The following is a 12,775-nucleotide window of genomic DNA, read 5'->3' on the forward strand; positions in this document are numbered from 1 at the left end:
TGATGAATAAAGGAGATGGTCGTTACATGTATTGTAAGCTGTCTCCTTTTTATATTGTAATTGATTTCCAGTTCCATACGCTTATTTTCTTCTTCAAATCATACTTGAAATTATAAGTAAGTCCATAAAAAGTTAAACTCCTAATGATAAGTGGGATAAGTCCAATAGTATGATGACTTTTACTTAACATAAGGATGTTTTATTCCTATGTGGTTTATGCTAGGAACAAGTCCAACGTTATATATAAAAGACTGAATTTTTAAGGGGGTTCTTTTCGGATAAATTAACCAGACATAAAAAGAAAGCAGCACTGGCGACCATGTGGCTGCGATAATTAAATCTTTTTAATCATACTTTTATGATATAAAAATCAATAATCAGAATGATGAATATCAGATTTAAAAGTGGGACAAATTATGAGCTAGATTCTTATATGAAAGCGCAACCAACAACGCGTTCATAGGTGATAAAATAAAAGTAAGGAGGAGGCAAACATGTATCTTGATAAAAGGAGTAAAGAAATTCTGGAAGAACTGATCAGTCATCCTAATTTGTCAAGTAAAGATATCGAGACTAAAACTGGATTGTCAAGACGACAAATTAAATACAGTGTAGAGAAAATAAATAATTGGCTAAAGGAGAATAATTATCCTGTTCTGCAACGATTAAAAAATGGTAAATTCCTTATCGATCCAGTTTTAGGAGAGTTATATGATCAAGATCAATTACGTGTAGTCGACAATTATATTCCTTCTGAAAATGAGAGAGTATTATTAATTTTACTTATCTTGCTATCACAGCATGATTTGTCATTAGTGCATTTTACTCAAGCTCTTAAGGTCAGCAATGTAACTATTTTAAGCGATATGAAAAAAGCGCAACAAAAAATAGAGCCGTTTCACTTACAAATTGTTTACTCTCGAACAGAGGGTTATCAATTAACTGGCGATGAATGGGAGTTACGTAACCTATTGTATTATTTGTTGCAAGATTTAAGCAGACGCTATGGTGGACTAGCAATGGTTCAAGATTTTGCAATGCTTGATGGAAAAAAAACAAATCATTTATTTAATCAATTGGAAAAAATTGAGGAATATTTAGGGACTAAGTTTTCTGATGAAAGAATCCAACTGTTGCCATACTGCATCGGAATTATCTTGCAACGTATAGAGCGAGGTAATATCATCCATTTTGACTTCCAAATTCAATACAATGAACTATCAGATACAAAAGAGTATACAGCAACAGAATTTCTTATTAGTGAAGAAAATAATTTTCCAAAAGTGGAGCGTCTATACATTACATTGCAATTATTATCAACGAATGTATTCTCAAGTGATGTTTTACGGGAAAATGAAATTCCTCAGTTAAAGCAAGCTTTAACAGACACCCTTCTCCATTTTGAGGAGAATGCGTTCATTAAATTAAAAAATAAAGACTATCTAATCAATAAATTAATGCTCCATTTAAAACCTGCATATTATCGGATTAAATATAATTTAACTAGTTTTCAAGAAGCTACGGTGAAGCTTGATCGCGCATATAAAGAGCTAGATCATCTTGTAGAAGTTTCGTTACAACCGTTAGAAGCGTTTATGAACTGTACTTTTCCAATAAATGAAAGAATGTATATTACTTTGTTTATAGGTGGACATTTAATTGAAACGAAACAAGCATTGCCAGAAAGAAAAAAAGCAATTATTGTTTGTCGAAATGGGGTCACCATATCTAAGTTATTACAAAATACGTTGACAGAGCTTTTTCCGGAGATTGAATTTAAACAAACGATGTCAATGAGAAAATTTAATGAAGTAAAACCGGCAGATATCGATGTTGTTTTTACCCCAGAACCGATGCAAACGAGTGTCCCTTTGTTTATTACTCACGCATTTTTATCTAATTCGGAAAAGCGGCAGTTAAGACAGCGTGTAATGAAATCATTATATGAATTTGATTACGAGAATTTAGATATTCAAGGGCTTGTTACTATTATAGAGAAGTCAGCTAATATTCATAATAAAGATAAGTTAATTGCTGATATTCAGGAATTTTGTTTTCCAAATAAGAAGAATAATTTGCTGAAGCAACAACCAATAGATCCTGGTTTAGATGAACTATTACATCAAGAGACGATTCAAATCGTTGATCAAGTAACTAATTGGCAGGAAGCGATTTGGCTGGCGGCAAAACCATTATTAAAAAGTGAAGCTATCGAAGAGTCGTATGTGTATAAAATGTTAGCTAGCCACGATTTTAACAGCCCATATATGATTTTAGGGAAAAGCATGGCTATCCCACATGCTGCACCAGAAGATGGTGTAAATAAACTAAGTATGAGTATGTTAGTGGTAAAAGAAGGTGTTCTTTTTTCTAAAGAACTCGGTATTCACTTCATTGTTGTCATTGCTCCTACTGATGCTAATCAGCATGTTAAAGCAATTTATCAATTAAGTAATTTAGCTGACAATGAAGAAAAGTTAAGCAATATTTTAGCAGCTGAAGATCAAGAAACGGTTATAAGGATTTTAAAGGAAACCTAAAAATAGAGAAGTCAAGGTAAGTTTGAATAGTTGAGTATAGTATAAAGTACATGAGTGTATTACGAAACAGCGAGGTAAATAAAAGACAGGGTAATCTAAAACCCCTACTTTTTCTTTTATTTATAGTGTTAGATAGAAACGTCGTTTAGGAGGGGATGTTTATGAAAATTGAAGATGAATTAATCATGCTAGATTTGGAAGTAGATACAAAAGAAGAAGCATTGGCTATGATTGGGGAAAGATTATACAAATTAGGCTTTGTGACAAAAGACTATGTGGAAGGTGTTCTAGAGAGAGAAAGAAAGTACCCAACGGGGCTACCTACTGTTCCATATGGAGTTGCCATACCTCATACGGATCCCGATAAGGTAATTGAAGCTAAAATTGCTTTTGCTACATTAAAAAATCCAGTTACTTTCTCTGCTATGGGGAGCCAATCTACTGAATTAGAAGTGAAAATAGTATTTATGCTCGCTCTAAATAGTCCTAATGATCAATTAGAAATGCTACAAAAATTAACAGCTATTTTCCAAGATGAAAAGATTGTTTCACAGCTAGGAAATATTAAAAGTATCAAAGATTTTCATCAGTTAGTGTATCTATATAGTTAAACACTTTCTTATAGATAGCGCTTACTAAATATAAAGAAAAAAAGGAGGAGAAGAAATGGATGTTTTACAATGGTTTGTAGATTTAGGGGCAAGCGTTATGCTACCAATTATCATTTTTGTTTTTGCGTTAGTGTTAGGAACGAAGGTAAGTAAAGCTTTTCGTGCAGGCTTGACTGTTGGAATTGGATTTATTGGAATTAATCTTGTTATCGGTTTACTTGGAGATAGTTTAGGCCCCGCAGCTCAGGCGATGGTAGATAACTTTGGCCTTGAGTTAAGTGTTATTGATGTAGGATGGCCAGCAGCTGCAGCTATTTCATACGGTACAGCACTTGGGAGCTTAGCGATCCCTATTGGCATAGCTGCAAATATTATTTTTCTAACATTCGGACTTATTCGAACATTAAATGTTGATGTATGGAACTATTGGCATGCTGCATTTACTGGATCATTGGTCTTTGCTTTAACTGGAAGCTTTGCAATGGGAATTGGGACGATTATTGTTCATCTTATGCTTTTATTCTTACTTGCTGATTTAATTCAAAGGGATATTGAAAAGTTTTACGGTTTTAAAAATATAACCTTTCCACATGGAACATCGGCGCCATCTTATTTAGTTGCTAAACCTCTTAATTATGTGTTTGATCGCATTCCAAAGTTTAATAAATTAGAGGCTAATCAAGAGTCGATTCAAAAAAGATTAGGTGTGTTTGGTGATTCAACGGTAATGGGTGTGATTATAGGTACGATTATAGGCATTTTAGCTGGATATGATATAAAAGCAATTTTGAATTTAGCGGTACAAACTGGTGCTGTTATGCTTTTGCTTCCAAGGATGGTGGCATTGTTAATGGAGGGACTGGCGCCAATATCTGAAGCAGCGGGAACTTTTGTTAAAAAGCGTTTTCCAGGAAGAGACTTATATATTGGAATGGATAGTGCTTTGGCTGTAGGACATCCAGGAGTCTTATCTGCTTCCTTGCTTCTTGTACCGATTACATTGTTCTTAGCGGTTGTATTGCCAGGTAATAAGGTGCTTCCTTTTACCGATCTTGCAACAATTCCATTTATAGTAGCCTTAATGGTTCCTGTCTTTCGAGGAAATATACTGCGGACCATTATAGGTGGATCGTTTTATATTGGCGTTGGTCTCTATATTGCAACATGGGTAGCACCATTAGTAACAAGTACTGCCGCTTCTGCAAGCTTTGATATGGGGAATAATTCAAGTATCTCTGCATTAGTAGATGGGGCGGTCTGGACAACGTTTATCTTTGTTTGGTTACCAAAAATGTTTAATTGGTACAGCATAGGATTGATAGGCATCTTAGTTTTAGGAATAATGATTTACATGAATAAAGTGAAGCCAAAAAAAGCAATGATGAAATCCGAGGAAGAAGCTGTTTAACAACTAAGAAATGAAAGGGCGATAAAAATGAAAAAAAAATTATTAATTATGTGTGGTACAGGTGTAGCCACTTCTACCGTAGTTACCGGAAAGGTGAAGGAATGGTTAGAAGAGGAAAACTTGGCAGATGAAGTGACTTTATTTCAATCTAAAGTTGCTGATGAAGTAGGAAGAATTCACGAGTATGACATCGTTGTTTCTACTACCATTGTACCGGAAAACATAAGAGATCAAGTGATTGATGGCTTGCCACTGTTAACAGGGATAGGAATAGAAGAAATGTATGATAAAATTCGCGACCAAATAAATCAATAAAAAACCGATTCTCCTGGCATGAGAAAAAATTTGCCAGGAGGAATCGATTATAAACGGATTAGATTAGAATGAGCAATGGATTTTAGTATCCGCTGGAAAAGAATCAGCTTAAAAAAAGGAGTGTATTTCATGAATATTTCCAAACAGTTAAAACTTACGAAAGATTTCAGTGAGGAAAAATTAATTGCACTTTATAAAGAGATGTGGTTAATTCGTTATTTTGATGAGAAGGTTGATGAATTCTTTGCTAAAGGAATGATTCATGGCACGACTCATTTATGTGTAGGACAGGAAGCAAGCGCATCTGGACCATGTGCTGTTTTGGAAGCTACTGATAAAATTACGAGTACGCATCGTGGACACGGTCATTGTATTGCTAAAGGTGCAGATGTGAAAAAGATGATGGCTGAATTATTTGGAAGATCCACCGGCTATTGTAAAGGAAAAGGAGGTTCCATGCACATCGCTGATGTGGATAAAGGTAATCTGGGAGCCAATGGAATTGTTGGAGGTGGACTTCCACTTGCAGTTGGATCTGCTTTAACAGCTCATATGAAGAAAAAAGATTATGTCACCCTATGCTTTTTCGGGGATGGAGCTACAAATGAAGGGAGCTTCCATGAGGCATTAAATTTAGCATCTATTTGGAAATTACCAGTAGTGTTTATTTGTGAAAATAACCAATATGGAATGTCTGGTTCGGTAAAAGAAATGATGAATATTGAACATATTGCTACTCGGGCTGAGGCCTATGGTATTCCAGGTGTGATTGCTGATGGAAATGATTTAATTGAAATGATTAATGTTACCAATACCGCAGTTAAGCATGCGAGAAATGGTGATGGACCGATGCTTATTGAAGCAAAAACATATCGCTGGAAAGGTCACTCGAAAAGCGATGCTAAAAAATATCGGACCAGAGATGAAGAAAAGGAATGGCGGAAAAAAGACCCAATTAAGCAGTATAAAGAAGCATTGTTTAACGTAGGCTTGCTCAGTGAAGAACAGGCTGAAGCTATTCGTCAAGAAGCGAAAACAGAAATAGAAGCAGCAGTGAAGTTTGCGGAAGATAGTCCGATGCCAACATTAGATGATTTATTAACAGATGTTTATGCTTAGGAGGAGATAGCAATGAGAGAAATTACTTATTTAGAGGCAGTTCGTGAAGCAATGAGCCAAGAAATGCGCCAAAATGAAGATGTATTTATTCTAGGTGAAGATATAGGAGTATATGGAGGAGCTTTTGGAGTTACTCGGGGAATGATTGAAGAGTTTGGCCCTGAACGAGTTCGCAATACACCGATTAGCGAAGCTGCAATTGCAGGTGCAGCTGTAGGTTCTGCTTTAACTGGAATGCGGCCAATATTAGAATTGCAATTTTCGGATTTCATTACGATTGCTATGGATCAAATTGTGAATCAAGCAGCAAAAATCCGGTATATGTATGGTGGTAAAGGAAAAATTCCAATGGTAGTACGAACACCAAGTGGCTCTGGTACAGGAGCTGCTGCTCAGCATTCACAGAGCTTGGAGGCGTGGTTAGCACATATTCCCGGTCTTAAAGTAATCCAACCTTCTACAGCTTACGATGCAAAAGGTTTGCTGAAAAGTGCTATGGATGATAATAATCCAGTGATCTTTTATGAACATAAATTATTGTACAGAACAATAGCGGATGTTCCTGAGGAGCTATACTGTATTCCGTTAGGACAAGCAGATGTTAAACGGGAAGGAACTGATGTAACGGTTGTCGCAACAGCGGTGATGGTTCACCGAGCTTTAGAAGCAGCTGAGGAATTGGCAAAAGAAGGAATTAGTGTCGAGGTGGTTGACCCACGTACACTGGTTCCACTAGATACCGAAACGATTATCAATTCTGTAAAAAAAACAGGGCGTGTTGTAGTTGTCCATGAAGCAGTAAAACGTGGCGGATATGGTGGTGAAATTGCGAGTATGATCGCCGAGAGTGAAGCGTTTGATTATTTAGATGCACCAATTAAACGATTAGGTGGGGCGCTTTCTCCAGTTCCTTATAATCCAGAGCTCGAAAAAGCGCATGCGCCTCAGGTTAATGATATTATTCTTGCCACCAAACAAGCGATGAATAAAGCATAGGGAGGTAATACAATGGCGAAAGAAGTTTTTATGCCAAAGTTGAGCAGTACCATGTCTATTGGAACATTACTGCAATGGTTTAAAGAAGTAGGTGACTATGTTGAAGTAGGTGAGCCGTTATTTGAGATTATGACTGACAAAATTAATATAGAAGTAGAATCGTATGAAGAAGGGACTTTACTAAAAAAGTACGCAAAAGTAGATGAAGATGTTCCCGTAAATGCGGTCATTGGATATATTGGTGAGAAAGGCGAAGAAGTTCCCGAACAACCGCCTGTTTATAGCAAAGAAGATGTAGAGGATACAGGTCTGGAGACGATGTCAGAAAAAGAGGAACTTAAAAACGATCAAAACCTTTTAAAACAAGGAAAGATTCGTGCAACTCCAGCTGCTAAGAGGGTCGCAGCAGAGCATAATATAGAACTAAGTTCAATACAAGGTACTGGTCCAGAGGGAAGGATTCAGGAGCAAGATGTTAGAGATAGTTTTGATCAGAAGCGTGTGTTGAGCACTCCATTAGCAGGAAAAATAGCTATGGAAAACAACTTGGATATTGGCGCAATAGCTGGAACAGGCTCTAGAGGAAAAATAGTTAAATCAGATGTTCTAACCCATATGAACATAAAAGAGAGTGTGGATACAGTCCCTGAAATTTGGAAGCTTTCTGGCTTAAGAAAAGTTATTGCTCAAAAAATGACCGAAAGTGTACAAACTATCCCTCATGTAACGCTAACAAGTGAGGTTGATATGTCAAATGCAGTAAGCTTGCGTAGAGCATTACTGCCAACTATTGAACAGCAGACAGGCTATCGCTTATCATATACAGAAATTATTATGAAAGCAGTTTCCTATGCATTGCGATTGCACCCAAGATTGAATGCTTCATTGGTAGAAAACGAAATCATTATGAATCATGACATCCATATTGGATTAGCCGTAGCGCTGGATGATGCTCTTATTGTACCATCTGTAAAACAAGCCGATACAAAAGGGTTAGCAGAGCTAACCAAAACAAGTAAAATGTTAGGGGAAAAAGCAAGAAACAATCAATTGAGCCCAGAGGAAATGAGCGGTAGTACGTTTACGATTAGCAATTTAGGGATGTATGCTATTGATGGATTTACACCTATTATTAACCCTCCAGAGACAGCAATTTTAGGTGTTGGTAGAATTATGGATAAACCAGTCATTGTAAATGGAGAGGTGGCAGTTAGACCGATGATGGTAACTAGCTTATCATTTGATCACAGAGCTATTGATGGGGCTCCAGCTGCAGCTTTCCTAACAGAGTTAAAAAGTTTACTAGAAGATCCATATAGATGGTTAGTTTAGGAGGAAAAATTTATGGATAAATTTGATGTAGCTGTTATCGGAGGCGGTCCTGGGGGATATGTAGCTGCTGCTCGGGCAGCAAAATCTGGATTTTCAGTAGCATTAATCGAAGCTAGAGAGCTAGGGGGGACCTGCTTAAATCGAGGTTGTATCCCATCGAAAACAATGCTCAAGCATGCTGAGTTAATTGACCAAATGAAAAAAGCGAGAAGCTATGGAATCACAGTTAACGATATCTCTTGTTCCCTACCGGAAATGGTACAACGAAAAAATAAAATCGTGAACCAATTAAGGAATGGAATTAATGGCTTGTTAAAGCAAAATAATATTACTTTTTTCCATGGCTATGGGGTAGTTCAAGCTGATAAAACGATTCAAATCCAATTGGCTAACGAAACAAATTATTCTATACAATCGAACCACATTATCTTAGCAACGGGCTCAAAGCCTTTTGTACCTCAAATAGAGGGCATGAATGAAGTAAGCTTTGATACGAGCGATACTATATTTGATTTGAAAGAAATTCCAAGTAGTTTGGTAATCGTTGGTGGAGGAGTGATTGGACTAGAAATCGCTTGTGTATTCCATAGTCTAGGTTCAAAAGTAGAAATTGTAGAAATGGCTGAACGGATTTTGCCAAGTGAAGATGAAGCAACTGCGACATTTTTGGCAGAACAGCTTGAACAAAAAGGCATCTTGCTTCATACAGGTACAAAAATTATCGGACTTAAGAAAGCTAAGAAAACAACTGTCGAAATAGAGACAAAAGGAGAGCGTATTCAGCTCCAGACTGAGCGGTTACTCATTTCTGCGGGTAGAACACCGAATCTTTCTGGTACAGAAGAGTTACCACTCGAATTTACTAACGGATTTATCCAGGTTGATCAACATATGCAAACTTCTATTCCTGGAATATATGCCATTGGCGATGTAATTGGCGGCTATCAACTTGCACATGTAGCAAGTCATGAGGGGCTACAGGCTGTAGGGCATATTTTGGGAGAAAAGCCTGCTTCAAATATAGCAGTCCCTAGATGTGTCTATACTTTCCCGGAAATAGCAAGTGTTGGTATGACAGAAGAGCAGGCGAAAGAAGCTGGCTATCAAGTAAGGATTAAAAAGGTAGATTTAACAGGGAATGGGAAGGCAATAGCTTCCGGTGAGAATCAAGGGTTTATGAAGTTAATTGCCGATAAGCAATACGGAGAAATCCTAGGTGTTGTCATGGTCGGAGCGCATGTAACAGAAATGATTAGTCAAGCAACAGCTTTCATTCATTTAGAAGCTACAGTAGAGGAAATAGAAACAATGATTTTTCCACATCCCACAGCGTCAGAGTCATTGTTTGAAACAGCAGCGGCTTGGTTAGGCAAAGGGATTCATTACAATTAATTGCAGCAAAGCAATGAAGGCGAATGAGAGAACCCCAAAAGTAAGATTTTTTATCTTATTTTTGGGGTTCAGTACGTTTAAGCTAAGTTTTTATCAAAAAGCTGAGAATACACGCCCTTCAGACGTTTAGAAACCATAGGAACTACGAAGAAAGCTTGGTAAGTAAGTGAAATTACTGGTTGTAAAGGAATACGCTAACAAGTTCTCTTCCTAATAATCTCCTGGCTAGCCCATGCATAGAGGGTTTCATGTAAAGCTTTATGATAGCGGATAATATCATCCTTTCTAATAGTAATAGGCAATGGTTCGTGATCTTACAACTCAAAGGAAGCAAAGTGTGTCGACTGAATTTTTGTTGTTAGGTAAAATATTTAGTAATATGCAGTTGAAAATTAGCAGTAGGTTAATGCTCATTATTTCATTTCAACTCAATAAGAAAGGAGAAAAAGTGCAATGCAAGCATGATACGCGATATTTACGTCATCTTTTTACTTCGTATTTAGTCGATCTCAAATCGTATAGGAGTGATGCAAGGACATAAAAGTAAAATATGTAAAAGGTGGTTAGGAGGGTTATTTGTGTTCGGTAAATTAAAAACTGTTTCACTAAAGACAAAAATTTTAACGTTACTTATTTCATTAATTTTAGCTGTGATTATTCTATTGTCGGGTATCTATATTATATTTGAGAAGAAGCAGACGGAAGAAGATATCGGAAATCTAGCATTGCAGGTAGCTAAGACGGTCTCTTTTATGCCATCGGTAAAAGCAGCATTTAAAAAGAAAGATCAAATACAATTATTGCAGTCCATTGCAGATAGCATAAAAATGCAAGTAGAGGCAAATTATATTGTTATTAAAAATGCAGATGGTGTTATATATGCACATCCTGATTTATTATCGATAGGGAAGAAGAGAGAAAGCAATTATCGTGCCCTTATTTTTGGACAATATTATAACGCAAAAACAGACAGCCCTATTGGGACAGCTTTAACAGGTAATGCACCAATATTTGGAGCTGACGGAAATATTATCGGAATTGTTTCGGTTGGTTATTTATATGAAGATATCTATGCGAAAATTTACCAAAAAATTCGAACTATTGGCGCTGTTTCTATAGTTGTTCTATTGATAGGGATTATTGGGGGTATTATGTTAACCAATCATATCCGCAAAGATACTTTAGGGCTGGAGCCTTTTGAAATTGCTAATCTTTATCGGGAAAGAAGCGCTATTTTACATTCTATAAAAGAAGGGATCATAGCAATTGATGAAAAAGGACTCATTACGATGATAAATCAACCTGCTATTCAGATGCTAGGCTGTGATAAATGTTATCTTTATGAGTCAATAGAAAAGGTGTTTCCAAATACTTTACTGAAGAATTTTTTAAACCCTTGTGAAAATGAAGAAATATATCTTCATAACCGTTTAGTTATTATGAATAGAGAGGTGGTTAAAGAAAGCGGGAAGGTGGTTGGAGCGGTAGCAAGCTTTCGAGATAAAACAGACGTAAAAAAGATGATTAAAACTATCTCAGAGGTTAGGCAGTATTCAGAAGATTTAAGAGCGCAAACGCATGAATACGCTAATAAGCTTTACGTATTGTCAGGTCTTATGCAACTTGGCAAATTTGCAGAGGCGGTAGACATGATTCAAGCTGAATTAAAATTAAGCATGAAGCAAAATCACCTTTTATTCGATCGAATAGAGGATAGCCATGTACAAGCCATTTTACTTGGAAAAATGGCAAAGTCTTCTGAGAAAAAAATTCAATTTATCATGGATCAAAACAGCTCACTTTCGCCTTTACCTAAACATATAGATCTTTCTAGTTTAATAGCTATTTTAGGTAATATTATCGATAACGCCTTTGAGGCAGTTAGTGAAAACGAAGAAAAAAAAGTTGTTTTTTTCGCCACTGATGTCGGAAACGATGTTATTTTTGAAATTGCTGATAATGGAAGTGGTGTACTAGTTGAAGAAAATATCTTCACCAAAGGTTTTTCTACGAAATTAGGCGAGAGAAGAGGCTATGGTTTAGCAATAGTTCAAGATACGGTTAACCGGTTTGGGGGGTGGATTGAAATACAGAATGACAGGACAAAGGGAGCTATTTTTACGGTGTTTCTACCAAAAAAAGGGGGATTGTAAATGATCAAAATAGTTATCGCTGAAGACGATTTTCGAGTTGCAGATATCCATGAACAGTTTTTATTACAACTAGGTGATGTAGAAGTAGTGGGAAAAGCGCTAAATGGAGAGGAAACAATCAAACTAATTAAAAACCAAGAGGTTCATTTATTGCTGTTAGATATTTATATGCCTGATATACTCGGTGTTGATTTATTACCAAACATAAGAAAAATATCCTCTACGATAGATATTATTATGATTACAGCAGCAACAGATATTGATATGGTTAGGAATTCCTTAGATTATGGGGTATTTGATTATATTATTAAGCCATTAAAAATGGAACGGTTTCTTCATACTATTCAAAAATTTAAGCAGAAAAAAAATTTACTACAATCTTATGCTTCTGTTAGTCAAGAGGAAGTTGATCAATTATTTAGAGGAGAAAAAGTAACTTCCGTAAATAAAATCCGTTCCAATTTACCAAAAGGCATAGACCCATTAACACTAGAAAAGGTAAAGGCGATATTAAAACAAGAAAGACAAGGGATAACTGCAGAGGAGATGGGGATCAGAATGGGTGCTTCTAGAACAACAGCGAGAAGGTATTTAGAATACTTAATTTCTATGGGAGAAGTAGATGCAGAGCTTGAATATGGAATAGTAGGAAGGCCGGAAAGAAAATATATTATTTCTTAAACTCCATACCATCTATTATTTTCACTGTGAACAAAATGAACAAAATTTTGTTATTATTTTTAAAGTTCGTTAATTTGTAAACGTTTTCTTTAACCGGTGATTGTTATATGATAAGAACCAACCTTACAGTATTGAAATAATCTCTTCATCCTTGCTACGGGCATTTTTCTTCAGTGTAGACTTAAGTAATCTTACTGAAAGTGCGCTCTACAGTGATAAGTAACAGAT

10 protein-coding genes are annotated in these 12,775 nt (G+C 36.2%); all 10 read left to right on the plus strand.

Going from position 1 to position 12,775, the window contains the following annotated elements; all coding sequences use genetic code 11:
- The first annotated feature begins 494 nt into the window (after nucleotides 1-494).
- Nucleotides 495-2,540, plus strand: coding sequence for a BglG family transcription antiterminator (locus D1839_RS01435; protein ID WP_120378116.1), 2,046 nt, complete (start codon nucleotides 495-497; stop codon nucleotides 2,538-2,540).
- A gap of 161 nt (nucleotides 2,541-2,701) precedes the next feature.
- Nucleotides 2,702-3,151: a PTS sugar transporter subunit IIA gene (locus D1839_RS01440; RefSeq protein ID WP_158589583.1), complete on the plus strand. Its 450-nt coding sequence runs from the start codon at nucleotides 2,702-2,704 to the stop codon at nucleotides 3,149-3,151.
- A gap of 55 nt (nucleotides 3,152-3,206) precedes the next feature.
- On the plus strand, nucleotides 3,207-4,559 hold the full coding sequence (locus D1839_RS01445) for a PTS galactitol transporter subunit IIC (protein ID WP_120378118.1): 1,353 nt from the start codon (nucleotides 3,207-3,209) through the stop codon (nucleotides 4,557-4,559).
- Between the two features lie 27 nt (nucleotides 4,560-4,586).
- Nucleotides 4,587-4,874, plus strand: a complete 288-nt coding sequence (locus tag D1839_RS01450) for a PTS sugar transporter subunit IIB (protein WP_120378119.1) — start codon at nucleotides 4,587-4,589, stop codon at nucleotides 4,872-4,874.
- A 129-nt stretch (nucleotides 4,875-5,003) separates the two neighbouring features.
- Nucleotides 5,004-5,993: a thiamine pyrophosphate-dependent dehydrogenase E1 component subunit alpha gene (locus D1839_RS01455; protein WP_120378120.1), complete on the plus strand. Its 990-nt coding sequence runs from the start codon at nucleotides 5,004-5,006 to the stop codon at nucleotides 5,991-5,993.
- Nucleotides 5,994-6,005: 12 nt separating this feature from the next.
- Complete coding sequence (locus D1839_RS01460) at nucleotides 6,006-6,989, plus strand: alpha-ketoacid dehydrogenase subunit beta (protein WP_120378121.1); 984 nt, start codon at nucleotides 6,006-6,008, stop codon at nucleotides 6,987-6,989.
- A 12-nt stretch (nucleotides 6,990-7,001) separates the two neighbouring features.
- The gene (locus D1839_RS01465) at nucleotides 7,002-8,321 is read left to right on the plus strand and encodes a dihydrolipoamide acetyltransferase family protein (protein ID WP_120378122.1); all 1,320 of its coding nucleotides are present in this window, start codon (nucleotides 7,002-7,004) and stop codon (nucleotides 8,319-8,321) included.
- A gap of 12 nt (nucleotides 8,322-8,333) precedes the next feature.
- Nucleotides 8,334-9,713: a dihydrolipoyl dehydrogenase gene (gene lpdA, locus D1839_RS01470; RefSeq protein ID WP_120378123.1), complete on the plus strand. Its 1,380-nt coding sequence runs from the start codon at nucleotides 8,334-8,336 to the stop codon at nucleotides 9,711-9,713.
- A 578-nt stretch (nucleotides 9,714-10,291) separates the two neighbouring features.
- On the plus strand, nucleotides 10,292-11,866 hold the full coding sequence (locus D1839_RS01475) for a sensor histidine kinase (RefSeq protein ID WP_199689889.1): 1,575 nt from the start codon (nucleotides 10,292-10,294) through the stop codon (nucleotides 11,864-11,866).
- The gene (locus D1839_RS01480; RefSeq protein ID WP_120378125.1) at nucleotides 11,867-12,547 is read left to right on the plus strand and encodes a response regulator; all 681 of its coding nucleotides are present in this window, start codon (nucleotides 11,867-11,869) and stop codon (nucleotides 12,545-12,547) included. It abuts the gene before it with no gap.
- Nucleotides 12,548-12,775 lie beyond the last annotated feature (228 nt).

This window comes from Roseburia sp. 1XD42-34 (assembly GCF_009917385.1).
Taxonomy (GTDB): domain Bacteria; phylum Bacillota; class Bacilli; order Bacillales; family Amphibacillaceae; genus Virgibacillus.

Excerpts from the sequence above, each read along its gene's own strand:
- D1839_RS01480 (WP_120378125.1), top strand. The coding sequence starts at position 11,867 with ATGATCAAAATAGTTATCGCTGAAGACGATTTTCGAGTTGCAGATATC.
- lpdA (WP_120378123.1), top strand. The coding sequence starts at position 8,334 with ATGGATAAATTTGATGTAGCTGTTATCGGAGGCGGTCCTGGGGGATAT.
- D1839_RS01455 (WP_120378120.1), top strand. The coding sequence starts at position 5,004 with ATGAATATTTCCAAACAGTTAAAACTTACGAAAGATTTCAGTGAGGAA.
- D1839_RS01445 (WP_120378118.1), top strand. The coding sequence starts at position 3,207 with ATGGATGTTTTACAATGGTTTGTAGATTTAGGGGCAAGCGTTATGCTA.
- D1839_RS01450 (WP_120378119.1), top strand. The coding sequence starts at position 4,587 with ATGAAAAAAAAATTATTAATTATGTGTGGTACAGGTGTAGCCACTTCT.
- D1839_RS01460 (WP_120378121.1), top strand. The coding sequence starts at position 6,006 with ATGAGAGAAATTACTTATTTAGAGGCAGTTCGTGAAGCAATGAGCCAA.
- D1839_RS01435 (WP_120378116.1), top strand. The coding sequence starts at position 495 with ATGTATCTTGATAAAAGGAGTAAAGAAATTCTGGAAGAACTGATCAGT.
- D1839_RS01465 (WP_120378122.1), top strand. The coding sequence starts at position 7,002 with ATGGCGAAAGAAGTTTTTATGCCAAAGTTGAGCAGTACCATGTCTATT.
- D1839_RS01440 (WP_158589583.1), top strand. The coding sequence starts at position 2,702 with ATGAAAATTGAAGATGAATTAATCATGCTAGATTTGGAAGTAGATACA.